A 17,716-nucleotide genomic window follows, 5' to 3' on the forward strand; every position below is an offset into this window, starting at 1 on the left:
AGGCGCACCACTGCTCCGAGAGGACCATAATGACCACCTCAACCCTTCTTCGCCGCCTCAGCGGCGCGGCCGTCGTCACCGCCCTCGCAGGTACGGGATTGATCGCCCTGACCGCCGCGCCCGCGGCCGCCGTCTCCCGCGCCGGCATCGTCTCCGTCGCTCAAAGCCAGCTCGGCAATGCCTCACGCAACCACGAGGATCCGGCGGGCAGCGGCTGCAACTACTACACCGGGTACTTCCGGCCGTGGAAGCCCGCCTCCGGATGCGCCAGCAGCGACGGAGTCCAGTGGCGCAACAGCGACTGGTGCGCGGACTTCTCCAAGTACGTGTGGAAGAACGCGGGAGTGCCCGACGCCGAGGTCGATGAGACGAATGGGGGCGTACTCACCGGCTGGGCGAGCTCCTTCAAGGACTACGGCACCAAGCACGGAACCTGGCACGCGCGTTCCACCGGTTACGCGCCCCAGCCCGGTGACGCGGTCGTCTTCGACTGGGACCAGAGCGGCGACATCGACCATGTCGGCATCGTCAAGTCCTCGAACGCCGGCACCGTCTACACCATCGAGGGCAACAGCGGTAACCGCATCAAGGAGAACAGCTACGCGCGCACGAACATCGACATCGTCGGCTATTCCGCACCCGTGGGCGCCGAGACCGGACCGCCCGCCACTCCTGCCGACGCGAGCGGCACCAGTGACGTGCGGGCCGACTTCAACGGTGACGGTCTGGAGGACGTGGCCGCGTTTTATGACTACCCCGGGGCTCGGACGGTGCTGTTCGTGTGGTCGGCCAAGGCCGGTGGCGGCTTCAACGCGCCGGTCAGTACGTGGGACTCGGGTGCGGGCAACTTCGAGCAGCCGCGCGCCAAGGCGGTCGCGGGTGACTTCAACGGCGACGGCCTCGGAGATGTCGGCACCTTCTACGACTATCCGGGCGCCCGGACGGCTCTGTGGATCTGGACCGCCAAGGCCGGTGGTGGCTTCAATGCGCCGGTCAACGCCTGGGACTCCGGCGCGGGCAATTTCGAGCAGCCGCGCGCCAAGGCGGTCGCGGGTGACTTCAACGGCGACGGCCTGACCGATGTCGGCACTTTCTACGACTATCCGGGTGCCCGGACGGCGCTGTGGATCTGGACTGCCAAGGCTGGTGGCGGCTTCAACGCACCCACCAACACGTGGGACTCCGGTGCGGGCAACTTCGAGCAGCCGCGCCTCAAGCCGGTCGCGGGCGACTTCAACGGTGACGGTCTCGGAGATGTCGGCGGTTTCTACGACTACCCCGGGGCTCGGACGGTGCTGTTCGTGTGGTCGGCCAAGGCCGGGGGTGGCTTCAACGCGCCGGTCAGTACGTGGGACTCGGGTGCGGGCAACTTCGAGCAGCCGCGCGCCAAGGCGGTCGCGGGTGACTTCAACGGCGACAAACTGACCGACGTCGGCACCTTCTACGACTACTCAGGCGCCCGAACCGCCCTGTGGATCTGGACTGCCAAGGCTGGTGGCGGCTTCAACGTACCCACCAACACGTGGGACTCCGGTGCGGGCAACTTCGAGCAGCCGCGTGCCAAGCCGGTCACAGGCGACTTCAACGGCGACGGCCACGGAGACATCGGCACCTTCTACGACTACCCCGGCGGCCGGACGGCCCTGTGGGTCTGGACCGCCAACACCAGCAGCGGCTTCAACGCACCCACGAACACCTGGGACTCCGGCGCAGGCAACTGGGACCAGTTCCGTACCAAGCCGGTCTGATCGCACGAGCCGGCTGCGGCCCGCGCCGCAGCCGGCGGACTTCTCACCTCTGGAGAAAATCATGAGAATCGAACGTCTCGGCGCGACCCCGCGCTTACCCGTAGTTCGCCGCCTGAGCGTGTCGGCCGTCCTGGCCGTAGGACTCCTCGCCGGTGGTGCTCTCCCTGCGGCGGCACAGGAGCCCACCCCCGCCCCCACCACCAGCCGCATTCCCGGCCCGGCCGGCGAGCCGGTGCCTGAGGCACTCGCGGCGTCACTGGCCTACACCGCCTGCGTGCCAGGCGGTGAGACCAGCGCGGACACTGGGATCGCCAACCAGGTCCGGCCGCAGATGAACGGCCCGCGTATGGGGAAGAGCGTGAACGCCTACAACGTCTCGTGCGCCCGGATCATCACCGCCACGTCCAAGGGCCGAGGTCTGGACAAGCGAGCGGCGGTGATCGCCGTGACCACCGCCATCACCGAGAGCACCCTGCACAACTACACAGAGGCCGGCGATCACGACAGTCTGGGATTGTTCCAGCAGCGTCCGTCCCAGGGCTGGGGGACTCCCGCGCAACTGATCGATCCCGTGTACGCGACCAACGCGTTCCTCAACGCCATGCTGCGCAAATTCCCGAACAACACATGGATGAGCGGGGACATAGGCGCCATCTGCCAGAAGGTGCAGGTGTCGGCGGTCCCGGACGCCTACGCCAAGGAGGTCCACGACGCCCAGCTCCTGGTCGACGCTCTGTGGAGTGCGGGGACGACACCGTCGACGGACCCTCCCTCCGGTGCCTCGGAGGTGAAGTCGGACTTCAACGGTGACGGTCTGGAAGACGTGGCCGCGTTCTACGACTATCCGGGGGCTCGGACGGTTCTGTTCGTGTGGTCGGCCAAGGCCGGTGGCGGCTTCAACGCGCCGGTCAGTACGTGGGACTCGGGTGCGGGCAACTTCGAGCAGTCGCGCGTCAAGCCGGTCGCGGGTGACTTCAACGGTGATGGGCTCGGGGATGTCGGCGGTTTCTACGACTATCCGGGGGCTCGGACGGCTCTGTGGGTCTGGACTGCCAAGGCTGGTGGTGGCTTCAATGCGCCGGTCAATGCCTGGGACTCGGGGGCGGGCAACTTCGAGCAGCCGCGCGCCAAGCCGGTCGCGGGCGACTTCAACGGCGACGGCCTCGGAGACGTCGGGACCTTCTACGACTACCCGGGGGCTCGGACGGCCCTGTGGGTCTGGACTGCCAAGGCTGGTGGTGGCTTCAACGCACCGGTCAACGCCTGGGACTCCGGGGCGGGCAACTTCGAGCAGCCGCGCGCCAAGCCCGTCACAGGCGACTTCAACGGCGACGGCCTCGGAGACGTCGGGACCTTCTACGACTACCCGGGGGCTCGAACGGCCCTGTGGGTCTGGACTGCCAAGGCCGGTGGCGGCTTCAACGCACCCACCAACACGTGGGACTCCGGTGCGGGCAACTTCGAGCAGTCGCGCGCCAAGCCCGTCGCGGGTGACTTCAACGGCGACGGCCTCGGAGACCTCGGCACCTTCTACGACTACCCGGGGGCCCGGACGGCCCTGTGGATCTGGACCGCCAAGGCCGGTGGCGGCTTCAACCCGCCCACCAACACCTGGGACTCGGGGGCGGGCAACTTCGAGCAGTCGCGCGCCAAGCCCGTCGCGGGTGACTTCAACGGCGACGGCCTCGGAGACATCGGCACCTTCTACGACTACCCGGGGGCTCGGACGGCCCTGTGGATCTGGACCGCCAAGGCCGGTGGCGGCTTCAACCCGCCCACCAACACCTGGGACTCGGGGGCGGGCAACTGGGACCAGTTCCGTACCAAGCCAGTCTGATCGTACGAGCCGGCTGCGACCGCCGCGATGATCACCGATCATCGCGGCGGTCGACTGTCATGGACGCTGCCTGAGACAGAAGTGACTGATGTGCACATGGTGATACATCGGTCATGGGACCATTTCTGGTGTGAATGCGGTCAAGCAGGTGCCTCGGGGCGGGGATCGGCTGATCCGTGTGTCGATGACGGTCGTGGTGCTGGCGGTCGCGGCGGTGGCCGCGTGGGTGTCGTACTGGCATGCGGTGGCGGTGATCGAGAAGTACGGTGCCGAGGACGAGGTGTCGGCGCATCTGGTCCCGGCGACCGTGGACGGCATGATCTACGCGTCGTCGATGGTGCTGCTGTGGTGTGCCCGCTACCGCCTGCCGGTGCCGTCACTGGCCCGCTGGGCGCTGGCGCTGGGAGTCGCCGCGACACTGGCGGCGAACATCTTGCACGGGATCGAGCGGGGACCCCTGGCCGCGGCGCTGGCCGCGTGGCCGGCGATCGCGTTGGTGATCTCCTACGAGCTGATCATGTGGGTGGTCCGCTCGGGTCGCGAAATCGCTGATCGCGCGTACGACGCGGGGCAGCCCGAGCGAGCGCCCGCACCCGTGACCGTCCTCTCAGACCAGGCGCCGCGGGTGCCGCAGACCGGACAAGTGGTGGACGCCACGCCGCAGATCGACCCTGGCGAACCGACGCAGGAAACAGGCGAGCGCCGGTCAGCGCCCGCCGAGCCCGAACCGGCTGCCACACGGGCAGGCCAAGACGCATCGGCGGGCGAAACCCGCGCGGACAGCGACCGGCGAGCGCAGGTGGCGGCCTTGCTCGCCCAGGATCCCCACATGACCGGGGCCGCGCTCGCCCGTACGCTCGGAGTGCACGAGACCACCGGGCGCAAATACCGCCGCGAAGCACTCAACGGCCACGGCCGCTCCGCATAACGCCGAACCGGCCCGGACAGCATGCGAACTCTTCGTGGAACAGCCATGGAACGCCCTTAGAGAGGAGAACCGTCACCGTTCGTAAAGGAGAACACATGCGCCACCAGACCGGCTTCCAGCGCCGCGTGTTGACCGTCCTGGTCATGTTCGCCATGGCCCTCGGGTTCCCGGCCGCCGCCCAGGCGAGCTCTCTTTCCTCGACCGCTTTGCGCAGCAACGCCGCCGGCACCGCCAAGTGTGTCGGTCTGGCGAACAACGGCAGCACGGCCAATGGCACCCCGCTCGTGATCTGGGACTGCCACCTCCGCCCCGACCAGCAGTGGGGCCTGCCTGATTCTCCTGCGGCCTTCGGATTCGCTTCCTGATCGAGTTCTTCGCAGCCGGAAGCGCTCAGGGCCACCCCAGCAGGAGGTCCTGGGCGCTACCGGCTGACAGGAGACACGTGCTCGCGGGTCTACGCGCGGCCCAGCAGGGCCCGGGCCACCTCGACGTCCGTGATGAGGATGTTGATCCAGCGCCCCCGTACCGCTCCCCGGATCGCGGCGAGCTTGGCCGCGCCGCCCGCCACCCCGATGCGGCGCTCCACAGCGCGCAACTGGTCGGGGGCGATGCCGATGATGCGGTCGTCGAAGTCGGCTTCGACGGCTCGCCCGTCGGCGTCGAAGTATCGGGTGCAGACGTCTCCCACGGCGCCGAGCTCCTGGAGCTGGCGCTGGTCCTCGGGGGCGATGGCGTTGCCGGAGCGGCGCAGCAGCGGGGAGGGTTCCAGGGTGCCGATGCCGAGGAGGGCCAGCGTGAGCCGTGACCACGACTTCATGACCTCGGCGACGGCGGGCTCCTTCGACAGCATGTCGCGCAGTTCGCGGCTGTGGACGAGCGCGGCCGACGGCGCGAAGACGGGGCGCGCTCCGGTCAGCTCGGCGAGGCGGCTGGTGAGTCGGGTCGCGTGTAGTTGCACTTCGGGGCTGCCCGATCCGCCGACTATCTGGACGACCTCTTCCGCGACGGGGGTCGTCTTGGCCCGCATGACGTTGATCGCCTCCAGGAGCGTCGCGCTCCAGGAGGAGATGCCGATGACGTCGCCGCCTTTGAGCGTGGCGTCGAGGTAGGTGGCCGTCGCGGCGGCGAGCGCCGGGATGACGTCAGGTCCCACGCCCTCGGTCTCGACGACGACGGCGTCGCGCAGCCCGTACTGCTCGACGAGGGCTTCCTCGAGCTCGGCGTGCACGCCGTCGGGGGAGACGACCACGGTACGGACCACAGCGCGGTCGGCCGCCTCTTTGAGGAGGCGCGAGACGCGCGGCTGCGACATGTTGAGATGGGCGGCGATCTCTGGCTGGCGAAGCCCGCGCTCGTGGTACATGCGGGCCACCTTGACCAGCAGCCGCATGTGGTCGGGGCTGGGAGTCGAAGCGATCACCACGTGAGTCCCCGTCCTTTCTCGCTCCGGTGAGCGCGTCGCCCGGAGCGTCCGGTCTGCATGCTAGACGTTGGAGTGGCTAGAGGCGATGTCGTCGCCCCTAGCCGCCGGCGCCTCAGAGTTTCGCGAAGACGCCGTACTGGTCGGCGTTGTCCTTCGTAATGATCTCGCAGTCGATCGACTGCTTCTCCGGCTGCCCGGTCGCGCCGGTCTTGACGAACTTGTCGGCCTGCTCGACCGCCGTCGTGGCGCCGAGCGCGGCCGGCTGCAGGGCCGTCGCGAGCATGGTTCCGGCCTTGATCTGCGCGATGGCGTCCGGGCTCCCGTCGAAGCCGACGACGATGACGCCGGTCTTCTTGGCGGACTTCAACGCCGCCACGGCGCCGAGTGCCATCGTGTCGTTGCCGGCGATCACGCCTTGGATGTCCGGGTTGCGCTGGAGGATGGTCTCCATCTTGCTGAAAGCCTCCTGCTGGTCCCAGTTCGCGGTCTGCTGGGCGACCCGCTTCAGGTCCGGGTACTGCGAGATGACGTCGCCGAAGCCCTTGGAGCGCACGCCGGCGTTGGTGTCGGATTCCTTGCCCGTGAGCTCGACGTAGTTGCCCTTCTCCTTCATACCCTTCACGAACTCCTGGGCGGCGAGCTGGGCTCCCTGGGAGTTGTTGGAGACGATCTGGGCCTTGGCGATGCCGGTCTGGTTGATCTCCCGGTCGATCAGGAAGACCGGGACCCCGGCGGTCGTGGCCTTCTGGACGGGGCCGATGGAGGCGTCGGCGCCGGCGTTGTCGAGGATGATCGCCGCCGCCTTGCGCGAGATGGCCGAGTCGATCAGCTCGCTCTGCTTGTTCGGGTCGTCGTCGTGGGAGTCCACCGAGGTCTGGTAGCCGAGAGACTCGGCCTTCTTCTTGGCCGCGTCCGCCTCGGCCTTGAAGAACGGGTTGTCCGGCGAGGGGGTGATGATCGCGATCAGGTTGCTCTTGGGCGCGGAGGCGCTCGACGACGAGGAGGCGCTCGACGGTTTCGAGTCCGCGGGTGCGCCGGACGATCCGCATGCGGTCAGCGTCAGCAGCCCTGTGGTCAGGGCCGCCGCGGCCTGGACGACCAGGCGACGGCTGGGGTGGGACATGGTTTACCTCCTGGAAGACGCGCCGGCGTGGACGCGGGATGGGGGGTGGGACCGGCTCTGGAACCGTTCCGGTTGGGAGAGTTCGGGAGTAGGGCGGGATGAGGGTCAGCGGGCGGGGGTGCCGGTGGCCGCCGGTTCGCCGGCGGTCTCCGGCTCGTCGGCCGTCGCGACCGCGACCGCCGAGGCGGCGGCGCCGCGGCGCTGGAAGCGCTGCTGGGTCTGGTCGAGGATGACCGCGATGATGATCACGGTGCCCTTGATGAAGATCTGCCAGAACGTCGAGACGCCGACGATGACCAGGCCGTCGGCGAGGAAGCCGATGACCAGGGCGCCGACGAGAGTGCCGCGCACGTTCCCGCGGCCGCCGGACAGGGCGGCGCCGCCGATGACGACGGCCGCGATGGCGTTGAGCTCGAAGCTGTCACCCGCCTGCGGCGCGGCGGAGGTGAGCTCTGAGGCGATGATGAGGCCGGACATCGCGGCGCAGGCTCCGGAGATCATGTAGACGATCACCTTGACGCGCTGCACGGGGACGCCGGTGAGTTCGGTGGCCCGCTCGTTGCCGCCCGTGGCGTAGAGCCAGCGGCCGAAGGGCGTCGAGCGGAGGAGTACGGCGACGACGACGGCGAGAATGATCATGATCCAGATCGCCACCGGAAGGCCGAGCGGCCGGCCACCGCCGATCCAGTCGAAGCCGGTGTTGTGGGTGCTGGGGTCGCCGCCCAGCTTGGGATAGGTGGTGCCGCCGGAGATCAGGAGAGCGGCGCCGCGCGCGACGTACAGCATGCCCAGGGTCGCGATGAAGGGCGCGACGTTCAGCCTGGTGATGAGGAGGCCGTTGATGCTGCCCATCACGGTGCCGGCCGCGATGCACAGGATGACCACCGCCCACACCGGCGGGTAGGCGATGACACCGAACAGGCTCAGGTGCACGCCTTGGAGCAGTTCGCCGGCGATCACGCCCGACAGCCCGACGATGGAGCCGACCGACAGGTCGATGCCGCCCTTGAGGATCACCAGCAGCATGCCGAGCGCCAGGACGGCGTTAATGGCCACGTGCTTGATCATCGTGATCAGGTTGTCGACGGTGAGGAAGGAGTCGGACAGCAGGGCGAAGACGATGATCAGGACACCGAGCGCGATGAACGCACGTAGCTCGAAGATCGAATTGAGCGTCTTCAGGCGGCGGGCCTCCGCCGCCGCCCGGCGGCGTTGCCGCAGCACGGCTGCGTGGTCGGTGGTCAGGGTGTCAGCCATGGCTAACCTCTTCGGTGGTGTCGGCGCTGTCGGCCAGGCTCATCAGCTGGTCGCGGGTGATCTCGCCGGCCCGGAGGTCGGCGATCAGCCTGCCGCGGACCAGTACGAGCAGGCGGTCGGGGATGTGCAGCGCCTCTTCGGTCTCAGATGTGGTGAACAGCACCGCCAGGCCGCGTTCGGCCTGCCGCGCCATCAGTTCGAAGACGTCGGCCTTGGCGGCGACGTCGACGCCGCGGGACGGTTCGTCGAGCAGCAGCACGCGGGGGCCGGTCATCAGCGCCTTGCCGATGACGACCTTCTGCTGGTTGCCGCCGCTCAGCGAGCCGATCGGGGCGTCGGGGCCGCTGGTCTTGACGGTGACATCGGTGATCATCGTCTGGACGGCGGCGCGTTCCTTCGCGCGGTTGACGAAGAGGCGGCGCACGAAACCGGTCAGCGCGGCCAGGGACAGGTTCTGGCCCACGCTCATCGTCTGGACCAGCCCGTCGCGCTGGCGGTCCTCGGGGACCAGGGTCAGCCCGGTCTGGATACGGCGTCGTACGGTGCCCACGACCGGCTCGCCGTACAGGCGGATCTCTCCTGAGTCGGCGTGCAGGCGGCCGGCCAGGCATTCCAGGAGTTCGGTACGGCCACTGCCCATGAGCCCGTAGATGCCGACCGTCTCGCCGGCGCGGACGGTGAGCGAGACGCCGTCGACGGCCAGGCGGTCGGGGTTGGTGGGGTCGGCGACCGACAGCTCGACGATCTCGAGCGCCACCGGCCCGAGCTTGGGCTCGCGGGCCGGGAAGAGGTCGTCCTGGTCGCGGCCGACCATCTTGCGTACGACCCAGGCGAGGTCGACGTCGGCGGCGGCGGCCGTGGCGACCATGGAGCCGTCGCGGAGCACGGCCACGTCGTCGGCGATGTCCAGCGCCTCCTCCAGGTGGTGGGAGATGTAGACGATCGCCACGCCTTCGGCCGTGAGCTCGCGGATGACCTGGAAGAGGACCGCCACCTCCGGGGCGCTCAGCGCCGACGTCGGCTCGTCCATGATCAGGATCCGGGCGTCCTGCAGCAGCGCGCGGGCGATCTCGACGAGTTGCTGCTGGCCCAGCCGCAGGTCGCCGACCATCAGATCGGGGTTCAGCGCCCCGTCCAGACGGCGGAGCACGGTGGCCGCCGCCGACCGCTCGGCCGCGCGGTCGACGAGGACGCCGCCGCGGGTCCGCTCCCGCCCGAGGAACAGGTTGTCCTGGATGCTCAGGTTCGAGCACAGGCTGAGTTCCTGATGGATGATCGAGATGCCGCGATCGGCCGCGTCCCGGGCGCTGCCGAACTCGACGACCCTCCCGTCGAGCTCCACCTGGCCGGTGGTGGGCGACTCGACCGCGCTGAGGATCTTCATCAGCGTCGACTTGCCGGCGCCGTTCTCGCCGAACAGCACCATCACGCGCCCCGGGACGATGTCGAGCGAGACGCCCTTGAGCGCCTGCGTCCCGCCGTACACCTTGGTGACGTCGATCGCCCGCAGCACCGGCGTCGTGGCGGTGTCCCGCGCCGCCGTCACGACGCCGCCTCGACGGAGATCGGGGTGATGGTCAGCACGTCGGCGGTCAGCGGCGACATCGCGCCGACCACGGTGATCTTCTTGCCGTCGAGCGACGGTACGTCGAGCGACGACAGCACCTTCGCCTTGACCTCGTTGTTCAGGGCGGTGCCCGCGTCGGCGTAGTCGACCTGGTTGACGAACTGGCCGAACGTGATGAAACCGACGGCGTCGCGCAGCGCCGTGCCGTTGATGGCCGGGCCGATCTGGACCTGGACCCTGGTCTTGCCGATGCCGGGCACCTCGACCGGCAGCAGGCCGCTCTTCGCCGCGTCGGCGGTGCCGGTCAGCGTGACGGCGTAGCTGTAGGGCCCGGTGCCGGCGCGGTGGCCGTACTTCTGGCCGGCCGCGTCGGTGTCGTCGGCGATCGCCTTGCTCAGGGTGACGATGTCGACGGCCTTGCCCTTGATCACCGGGACGACCTTCGGCCCGTAGGTCGCGGCGCCGTAGCGGGCCGGGTCGAACTTCGCCTGCTCGCCGGCGCGCGGCGCGGTGTCCGAGCGGTACGTCGTACCGGCGATGATCGCGATGATCACGAGCACGAGCGCGATCAGGCTGCCGCGGCCCAGCGTGATGCGGCCGGGCCGCCTGTTCTGCACTGCTGTCATGACGTACTTCCGTTCGCGCGTGCGCCGAGGTCGCGGGCGACCGTGAGGCGCTGGTGCCATCTCGCCGCGGCCGCCCTGCGGTGATCCGCGCTCCAGTCAGGGGTGAAGATCTCCACGTCGGCGTCCGCCCGCCGTTCGAGGTCGCCGGTGGTCCACAGGCCCAGTCCGAGACCGGCCAGGTCCGCCGCACCGCCCGCCGAGAGCTCGTGATGCCGGGTGCGGGCCACCTCGACATCGCTGAGGCCGGCCTGTAGCCGCATGAGCGCGGTGCTCCGGGTCAGGCCGCCGTCGGCGACGATCCGGCGAAGGCCCGGCATGGCGGTCAGGACGTCGTCGACCTGGTGCGCCACCGACTCCAGGGCCGCTCGCGCGAGCTGCTCCCGCCCGGTGCCGAGATCGAACCCGGCCAGCACCGGCACCGCCCGGGGGTCCCACCACGGCGCCCCCAGGCCGCCGAAGGCCGGTACGAGGGTGACGTCGCCCGCGTCGGAGCCGGTCGCCAGGTCGACGACCTGGTCCGCGGAGATGCCGAGCAGCTCCGCCAGCCAAGTCAGGGTCCGGCCGGTGGAGCGGATGTTCGCCTCCCTGGCGAACGTCGGCCGCTGCCCGGTCGACCAGGCGATCGTGTCGCAGACCGGGCTTCCCGACCCGCCCAGCCCAGGCGACTCCGCGACCGTCATCACCGACGATCCCGTGCCGTAGGTCACCTTGACCACGCCCGGCCGCCAGCCCGCGTGCGCGAACAGCGCGGCGTGCGAATCGCCCAGCACGGCGAGCACGGGCACCCCGGCGGGCAGCAGGTCCAGCTCGCGGACCGTGCCGAAGGGGCCGGTGGAGGCGACGACGCGGCCCAGCGCCGCGCGCGGGACGCCGAAGATCTCCAGCAGTTCGTCGTCCCAGTCGCCGGTCGCGAGGTTCAGCAGCTGAGTGCGGGAGGCGTTGCCCACCTCGGTGACGAACCCGCCGGTGAGCGCGTCGAGCAGCCACGCGTCCACAGTGCCCAGGCGCAGCTCCCCGCGCCCGCTACGCTCGCGCGCCGGGTCGTGCCGGTCGAGCAGGGCGCCCATCTTCAGCGCCGAGAACATCGGGTCCAGCGGGAGCCCGGTACGACTCCGGACCAGGTCGCCGTACCCTTCATCCAAAAGCTGGGCCGCCCGGTCCGCGCCGCGGCGGTCCTGCCAGCCGACCAGCGGCGCGACCGGCCGGCCGGTCGCCGCGTCCCACAGCACCACCGACTCGCGCTGGGTGCTCAGCCCGATCCCGCGTACGGCCCGCGGATCGGCCTGCCGCAGGCAGGCGGCGACGGCGTCGCGGACGCTGCCGAGCAGTTCCTCGGCGTCCTGCTCCGCCAGCCCCGGCGCCGGGTGGCTCTGGGACAGCGGCGCACTGGCGCGGGCCACCACCTGGCCGGCGGCGTCGACCAGCAGGGCCTTGGTGGAGCCGGTGCCCTGATCGATGGCGAGGACAAGCGGTTCCATCAGGCCCGTCCCAGCGCCTCACGGGCGGCCTTGACGATGCCCTCGGCGTTCAGGCCGAAGTGGTCGAGCAGGAAGGACGTGCTTCCCGTCGGTGCGAACGTCGGGACGCCCAGCATGCGTACGGGGACCGGATGACGCTCCGCGACGACCTTGGCCACGGCGGCGCCCAGACCGCCGGACAGCAGTCCCTCCTCCGCGGTGATGATCGCGCCGGTCTGCTCCGCGGCGGCGACGACCTCGGCCACGTCCAGCGGTTCGACGAAGGTCATGTTGACCACCCGCGCGGTGAGGCCCTGCGCGCGCAGGAGCGCGGCGGCGTCGAGGGCCCGCGAGACCATCGTGCCGATCGCGATCACGGTCACGTCGTCGCCTTCGGCCAGGCGCGTCGCCCGGCCGGCCTCGAAGGGCGCGCCCGCCGGCGTCACCGCGGGGACCTTGAAGCGGGGGATCCGGATATAGGAGGGAAGGCCGGACGCCGCAGCCCAGCGGACGGCGTCGCGGGTCTGCGACGGGTCGGCCGGGACGACGATCCGCAGCCCGGGGACGGCGCGCATCCAGGACAGGTCCTCGATGGAGTGATGGGTGGGGCCCAGCTCGCCGTACGCCATGCCCGGGCTCTGCCCGCACAGCACCACGTGCCGGTCGCTGTAGGCCACGTCCGCCTTGATCTGCTCCAGGGCGCGCCCGGTGAGGAACGGCGCAGCGGCGGACACGAAGGGGATGAAACCGGCGTTGGCCAGACCGGCCGACACGCCGACGAGGTCCTGTTCGGCGATGCCGACGTTGATCAGGCGGTCGGGGAACTCCTCGCGGAATTTGACCAGGTTGCTGGATCCGACCGAGTCATTGCAGACCGCCACGATCCGCTCGTCGGCGCGGGCCAGAGCGGCCAGCTCCTCGCCGAAGTCGACACGGCAGTCGAACGTGGGCGCCTGCTCGGCGAGGGCGGTCATCGGCTCAGCTCCTCGAGCGCGAGCTGGACCTGCTCGTCGGTGGGCACCTTGTGGTGCCATTCGACCCGGTCTTCCATGAAGGAGACACCCTTGCCCTTGACGGTGTTGGCGATGACGGCGACGGGCCGGCCCGTCGACGACGGCGCGTACGCCTGCTTGATCGCCTGGTGGTCGTGGCCGTCGATGACGCGCACCTCCCAGCCGAAGCTCGCCCACTTCTGGTCGAGCGGCTCCAGCGACTTGGTGTCCTCGGTACGGGCGCCCTGCTGCAGCCGGTTGCGGTCGACCACGGCCGTCAGGTTCGCCAGGCCGTAGTGGGCGGCCGTCATGGCCGCCTCCCAGTTGCTGCCCTCCTGCATCTCGCCGTCGCCGAGGACGACGATGGTGCGCCAGGTCTCGCCGCGCAGCTTGGCGCCGAGGGCGCAGCCGGTGGCGACCGGGAAGCCGTGCCCGAGCGGGCCCGTGTTGGTCTCCACGCCGGGCACCTTGACCCGGTTGGGGTGGCCGTTCAGCGGCGACAGCGGCGCCATGTACTCGGTGAGCCGCTCCTGGGGGAAGAAGCCGCAGGAGGCCAGCGTCGAGTACAGGGCGGCGGCGCAGTGGCCCTTGCTCAGCACGAACCGGTCGCGCAGGGGGTTGGCCGGGTCGTGCGGGTCGAGCCGGAGCGTCCCCCACATGGCGGTCACCAACAGGTCCGTCACCGACAGGTCGCCACCGACGTGCCCCATCCGGGCCGCCTGGATGGTCGTGAGGACGTCGCGCCGGATGCGCGTGGCGATCGACGCCAGCTCGGGGGCCGCCTCGGCGGGCGAGGCCGCGCGCAGGAGCGCGCTCCGCTCGACGTAGGCGGCGGCGACGGGCGCGTCCAGTTCGAGCGGCCTGGACGCGGTCTTCACGGCGGTCATTCGGACTCGCTCTCGGCGAGTGCCCGGTAGAGCGCCCGCTTCGCGATGCGCTGAGCGCCGAGGGCGTCCTGCGCCGACTGGGCCGCGGCGAGCGCGTCGCGGTCGAGGTAGCCCAGGGCGTGGTGGAAGGCGCGCATGGTACGGATGCCCGCCCGCGCCGCCTCGACGGAGTCCTCGCGGAACGGGAACTGGTCGAGCTGCCAGACGCCCTCCCAGCCGGCGTCGCGCAGGGCGAAGAAGAACTCGAACGTCTCCAGCAGGTGCACCGAGCCGACGACCATGTCGTCGTCCCAGCCGCGGAAGTTGTCGTTGACGTCGATGGCGAAGAGTTTTCCGCGGCTCATCGCCATCTTGGCGGCCTCGGCGGGCGTCTCGCCGCCGTACAGGGAGTGGCCGAAGTCGAGCAGGATGCCGACGTTGTCCACGCCCATGTCCTCGATCGCGAGCAGGGTGCGCGCGACGGAGGAGAAGACCATCCGGTTGCGTGGCTCGCGCGGCTTGTACTCGATCGCGAACTTCAAGTCGGGGAACGCCTGCGCGAGCTCGCGGACCGCGCCGACCGACTTGTCCCACAGGTCGGTGTAGTCGGCCTGGAAGGGATAGTCGTAACCGTCCTGTCCGGGCCACAACTTGATGTAGTCGACACCCAGCTCACGCCCGACCTCGGCCGCGGCCGCCACCAGGTCGATGGCCTCCCGGCGTACGGAGGGGTCGGGGTTGGTGAAACCGCCCTTGGCGAACTTGCCCGTGTAGAACTCGGGCGTGACCGCGATCGCGCGCAGGTTCTGCTCGGCGAGCGCCGCCCGCACCTCGGCGGTGCTGATGCCGCCGGGCGGAAACGGCCAGTTGAGGTCGACGACGGACAGGTCGCCCACCGCCCCGGCGAGCTTGATGCAGTCCAAGACCGTCTTCGGCTCGCCGTAGCCATCGGTCGCATACCGGTCGACATAGGTGGCGAAGTGCCAGATGCCGGCCCCGTAGACCGGCTCGTCATGTTGGTGAATGTTTATGCGATCACGATCAGACATGCAAAGCAAGTTACGGGAGGATCAAAACAGGTGTCAATGGGGAGCGCCGGTGACGTGGGGGCAACCTTGACGACATCCGGGGGCAACCTGAATACTGCGCAGGCAATTCGCCACTCAACGGTGAATATGTATTCGCAGAAGGAGTTGCCGTGCCTCCCTCCAGACTCCCAGCCCCCCGGAGCAGGCGCCGTATCCGGGCATTGACCTGCATGATCGCGGCTCTCGGCATGACCGTCGCCACGCTCCCCGCAGCGGCCGAGGCCGACGGCCTCCGCCCGGAGGGGAACCTGCCCAGAACGGTCGTCACCACGGACATGGAGCAGGACGACTACGCCTCGCTCATCCGCTACCTGCTCTACACCAACGAGGTCGACACCGAGGGGATCATCTACAGCAGCGGCAGGTTCCACTGGTCGGGAGACGGCAAGGGCACGACGTTCTTCCTCCCCGACCGGGAGTACACCACGCCGCAGACGTCCTGGCGATGGACCGGGACGCGGACCATCCAGGACCAGGCCCTGCGCGCGTACGCCGAGGTCTATCCCAATCTGCGCAGGCATGACCCCCGCTACCCCACGCCGGGCGAGCTGCTGTCCAAGGTCAAGATCGGCAACATCGAGTTCGAGAACGAGATGGCCAAGGACACCGAAGGCTCCGATCTCATCCGCGACCTGCTGCTTGACCACGATGCCCGGCCTCTGTACCTCCAGGCATGGGGTGGCACCAACACGATCGCGCGGGCCCTCAAGTCGATCGAGGACCGCTTCGCCGGTACGAGGCAATGGCCTCGCGTCAAGGCCGCGGTCTCGAAGAAGGCGGTGATCCTGGCCAGCGGATTCCAGGACGACACCTACGCGCAGTACATCGCCCCCGTCTGGCCGGGCATCCGCGTCGAGAACATGGCGGCCGGCTATGCCGCCTGGGGCTACAACTGCGAGCGCGGGCAGGGCAACGTCCGAGGTCTACCCGCTGACCGCGTCTACTTCAGCGGCGCATGGATCAAGCAGAACATCCAGATCGGGCCGCTGGGCTCGCTCTACCGGTCGTGGCTGGACGGTCAGTCGATGCCCGGCGACCAACTCGACATCTTCGGCGACCCCGAGCGTGCCGCGGGCGGCTGGTGCAAGCCGCTGGCGCCGTACGACTTCCTCTCCGAGGGCGACAACGTCGCCTTCAACCCCTTGCTCAAGACCGGTATCCAGGATCCGGAGAACCCGCTGCTCGGCGGCTGGGGCGGCCGGGCGATCCAGACGACCACCACGCCGAACCTGTGGACCATGGTGAGCGCGGAGAAGGACGACACCGGCACCGACGTCAGGAACTACACGACACTGCGGTGGGCCGGAGCCGCGCAGAACGACTTCGCGGCCCGCATGCGGTGGACGCTGACCCCCAGATACCGCGACGGCAACCACCCGCCGACGGTCGGCATCCATGGCAACGACACCGTCCGGGCCCGGCCCGGCTCGGTCGTCACGCTCACCGGCCTCGCCACCGATCCTGAACAGGACCCGGTGACGCTCCGCTGGTGGCAGTACCGGGAAGAAGGCAGCTACCCCGGCACCGTCACCATCGCCGACCGCGGGCACGGCCGGGCCGCCGTCACCGTCCCGGCGGACGCCGCACCGGGCCAGACCATCTCGATCATCCTCCAGGGCACCGACGACGGCACGTTCCCCCTCACCCGCTACGACCGCCTGTTCATCCGGGTCGTCTGACGACGCGGGGCATCGCCCGGCGAGCCGTTCCGCCCGCCGGGCGATGCCGGGTCAGTGGGCGGCGTCGAGTTTCGCTCGCTGTTCCGCCGTCAACTCCAGGTCCGCCGCGGCCAGGCTCTCCTCCAACTGCTCGACCGAGGAAGCGCCGACCAGCGGGATCACCGGGATCTCGCCGCCGATGAGCCAGGCGAGCACCACCTGGTTGACGGTCGCTCCTGTCTCCTGGGCCACTTCCCGCAGCGCCTTGAGACGCGGAGGTGTGCCTGCGTGCTCGAACGCGGCGCCGAGCGGCCTGTCGTCACGTACGTAACCGCCGCTCAGCAAGGGCGAGTAGGCGACCAGCGCGAGGTCGGGCTCGGCGCGCAGGTAGCTGAGCAGATCGCCGCCGACCACGCCGAGGTTGCCGTCCTGAGAGCGCAGCGTCGGCAGATCGGTGCGCTGACGGAGGTAGGTGTGGTGATATTGCACGACCTCATAGCCGGGCAGCCCCGCCGCGGCCGCCAGGCCCCGGGCCCGCTCGAGTCGCCACGCCCAGTGGTTGCTCGCCCCGAGCAGACCTACGGTGCCTTCCTCGACCAGGCCGGCGAAACCCTCGACCGTCTCCTCCAGCGGCACCGTGGAACCTTCGAGGTAGGCGTGTGCGTACAGGAGATCCAGCTTGTCCACGCCGAGCCGTTCCCGGCTTCGCTCCGAGGATTCCCGGATCACCCGGGCCGACAAGCCCTCAAGGTCATGACTGAGGGCAGACGCCGGCACGTTCGGCCGCCCGCCGAGCTTGGTGGCGATGACGATCTCGTCCGTGATGCCGCGGCTGCGTCGCCAGCGGCCGAGCAGCGCCTCGCTTTCACCCCCCTGCGTGCCGTTGACCCAATAGGCGTAGTTGTTGGCGGTGTCGAGGAAAGTGCCGCCGGCCTCGACGTAGCGGTCGAGGATGGCGTACGAGGTCGCCTCGTCGATGGCGGTGCCGAACAGCATCGCGCCAAGACTCAGCACACTGACCTGACGACGGGTCTTCGGATCGCTGCCGATCGTGCGATATCTCATGGGAATCCCCTCCATATTGAGCGTTGGCCGGGATTGTGCACCCTAGAGGCGACTCGAGGTCAATGCGTCAGACGCGCTCGC

At 69.6% G+C, this 17,716-nt stretch carries 15 protein-coding genes; 5 read left to right on the plus strand and 10 right to left on the minus strand.

Annotation, left to right across the window (positions count from 1 at the left end; all coding sequences use genetic code 11):
* The first annotated feature begins 29 nt into the window (after positions 1-29).
* From LDL49_RS05920 to LDL49_RS05935, 4 genes are all read left to right on the plus strand, one after another.
* On the plus strand, positions 30-1,748 hold the full coding sequence (locus LDL49_RS05920) for a CHAP domain-containing protein (protein ID WP_225289895.1): 1,719 nt from the start codon (positions 30-32) through the stop codon (positions 1,746-1,748).
* 61 nt (positions 1,749-1,809) lie between these two features.
* Positions 1,810-3,585, plus strand: coding sequence for an FG-GAP repeat domain-containing protein (locus LDL49_RS05925; RefSeq protein WP_225289896.1), 1,776 nt, complete (start codon positions 1,810-1,812; stop codon positions 3,583-3,585).
* Positions 3,586-3,715: 130 nt separating this feature from the next.
* On the plus strand, positions 3,716-4,513 hold the full coding sequence (locus LDL49_RS05930) for a DUF2637 domain-containing protein (protein WP_225289897.1): 798 nt from the start codon (positions 3,716-3,718) through the stop codon (positions 4,511-4,513).
* Positions 4,514-4,608: 95 nt separating this feature from the next.
* On the plus strand, positions 4,609-4,878 hold the full coding sequence (locus tag LDL49_RS05935; protein ID WP_225289898.1) for an RICIN domain-containing protein: 270 nt from the start codon (positions 4,609-4,611) through the stop codon (positions 4,876-4,878).
* A gap of 89 nt (positions 4,879-4,967) precedes the next feature.
* On the opposite strand, the gene LDL49_RS05940 is transcribed toward LDL49_RS05935, so the two are convergent.
* The 9 genes from LDL49_RS05940 to LDL49_RS05980 all read right to left on the minus strand — a co-directional run bounded on the left by LDL49_RS05940 (position 4,968) and on the right by LDL49_RS05980 (position 14,873).
* Entirely contained in the window at positions 4,968-5,936 is a 969-nt protein-coding gene (locus LDL49_RS05940) for a sugar-binding transcriptional regulator (protein ID WP_225289899.1), read from the minus strand.
* 112 nt (positions 5,937-6,048) lie between these two features.
* Entirely contained in the window at positions 6,049-7,059 is a 1,011-nt protein-coding gene (locus tag LDL49_RS05945) for a D-ribose ABC transporter substrate-binding protein (protein WP_225289900.1), read from the minus strand.
* A 105-nt stretch (positions 7,060-7,164) separates the two neighbouring features.
* Positions 7,165-8,316 carry an ABC transporter permease gene (locus LDL49_RS05950; protein WP_225289901.1) on the minus strand — a complete coding sequence of 384 codons (1,152 nt, stop codon included), beginning with the start codon at positions 8,314-8,316 and terminating at the stop codon, positions 7,165-7,167.
* Positions 8,309-9,862, minus strand: a complete 1,554-nt coding sequence (locus LDL49_RS05955; protein WP_225289902.1) for a sugar ABC transporter ATP-binding protein — start codon at positions 9,860-9,862, stop codon at positions 8,309-8,311. The genes LDL49_RS05950 and LDL49_RS05955 overlap by 8 nt, the downstream gene beginning before the upstream one ends.
* On the minus strand, positions 9,859-10,509 hold the full coding sequence (locus tag LDL49_RS05960; protein ID WP_225289903.1) for a DUF2291 family protein: 651 nt from the start codon (positions 10,507-10,509) through the stop codon (positions 9,859-9,861). Before LDL49_RS05960 ends, LDL49_RS05955 begins: the two co-directional genes overlap by 4 nt.
* Entirely contained in the window at positions 10,506-11,987 is a 1,482-nt protein-coding gene (locus tag LDL49_RS05965; protein ID WP_225289904.1) for an FGGY-family carbohydrate kinase, read from the minus strand. Before LDL49_RS05965 ends, LDL49_RS05960 begins: the two co-directional genes overlap by 4 nt.
* Positions 11,987-12,940, minus strand: coding sequence for a transketolase family protein (locus LDL49_RS05970; protein ID WP_225289905.1), 954 nt, complete (start codon positions 12,938-12,940; stop codon positions 11,987-11,989). The genes LDL49_RS05965 and LDL49_RS05970 overlap by 1 nt, the downstream gene beginning before the upstream one ends.
* Positions 12,937-13,845 (minus strand): transketolase, encoded by a 909-nt coding sequence (locus tag LDL49_RS05975; RefSeq protein WP_225289906.1) that lies wholly within the window; start codon positions 13,843-13,845, stop codon positions 12,937-12,939. The genes LDL49_RS05970 and LDL49_RS05975 overlap by 4 nt, the downstream gene beginning before the upstream one ends.
* Entirely contained in the window at positions 13,842-14,873 is a 1,032-nt protein-coding gene (locus LDL49_RS05980) for a sugar phosphate isomerase/epimerase family protein (RefSeq protein ID WP_225289907.1), read from the minus strand. Before LDL49_RS05980 ends, LDL49_RS05975 begins: the two co-directional genes overlap by 4 nt.
* A gap of 209 nt (positions 14,874-15,082) precedes the next feature.
* Between LDL49_RS05980 and LDL49_RS05985 the strand changes: the two genes are divergently transcribed.
* On the plus strand, positions 15,083-16,591 hold the full coding sequence (locus LDL49_RS05985) for a DUF1593 domain-containing protein (protein WP_225289908.1): 1,509 nt from the start codon (positions 15,083-15,085) through the stop codon (positions 16,589-16,591).
* Positions 16,592-16,642: 51 nt separating this feature from the next.
* Here the strand turns inward: LDL49_RS05985 and LDL49_RS05990 are convergent, their stop codons facing one another.
* The gene (locus LDL49_RS05990) at positions 16,643-17,635 is read right to left on the minus strand and encodes an aldo/keto reductase (RefSeq protein ID WP_225289909.1); all 993 of its coding nucleotides are present in this window, start codon (positions 17,633-17,635) and stop codon (positions 16,643-16,645) included.
* Positions 17,636-17,716 lie beyond the last annotated feature (81 nt).

This window comes from Nonomuraea aurantiaca, assembly GCF_020215705.1.
Taxonomy (GTDB): domain Bacteria; phylum Actinomycetota; class Actinomycetes; order Streptosporangiales; family Streptosporangiaceae; genus Nonomuraea; species Nonomuraea aurantiaca.

Coding starts and splice junctions, on each gene's coding strand:
- LDL49_RS05970 (WP_225289905.1), bottom strand. CDS start 12,940: ATGACCGCCCTCGCCGAGCAGGCGCCCACGTTCGACTGCCGTGTCGAC.
- LDL49_RS05965 (WP_225289904.1), bottom strand. CDS start 11,987: ATGGAACCGCTTGTCCTCGCCATCGATCAGGGCACCGGCTCCACCAAG.
- LDL49_RS05985 (WP_225289908.1), top strand. CDS start 15,083: ATGATCGCGGCTCTCGGCATGACCGTCGCCACGCTCCCCGCAGCGGCC.
- LDL49_RS05920 (WP_225289895.1), top strand. CDS start 30: ATGACCACCTCAACCCTTCTTCGCCGCCTCAGCGGCGCGGCCGTCGTC.
- LDL49_RS05960 (WP_225289903.1), bottom strand. CDS start 10,509: ATGACAGCAGTGCAGAACAGGCGGCCCGGCCGCATCACGCTGGGCCGC.
- LDL49_RS05950 (WP_225289901.1), bottom strand. CDS start 8,316: ATGGCTGACACCCTGACCACCGACCACGCAGCCGTGCTGCGGCAACGC.
- LDL49_RS05945 (WP_225289900.1), bottom strand. CDS start 7,059: ATGTCCCACCCCAGCCGTCGCCTGGTCGTCCAGGCCGCGGCGGCCCTG.
- LDL49_RS05990 (WP_225289909.1), bottom strand. CDS start 17,635: ATGAGATATCGCACGATCGGCAGCGATCCGAAGACCCGTCGTCAGGTC.
- LDL49_RS05975 (WP_225289906.1), bottom strand. CDS start 13,845: ATGACCGCCGTGAAGACCGCGTCCAGGCCGCTCGAACTGGACGCGCCC.
- LDL49_RS05980 (WP_225289907.1), bottom strand. CDS start 14,873: ATGTCTGATCGTGATCGCATAAACATTCACCAACATGACGAGCCGGTC.
- LDL49_RS05935 (WP_225289898.1), top strand. CDS start 4,609: ATGCGCCACCAGACCGGCTTCCAGCGCCGCGTGTTGACCGTCCTGGTC.
- LDL49_RS05925 (WP_225289896.1), top strand. CDS start 1,810: ATGAGAATCGAACGTCTCGGCGCGACCCCGCGCTTACCCGTAGTTCGC.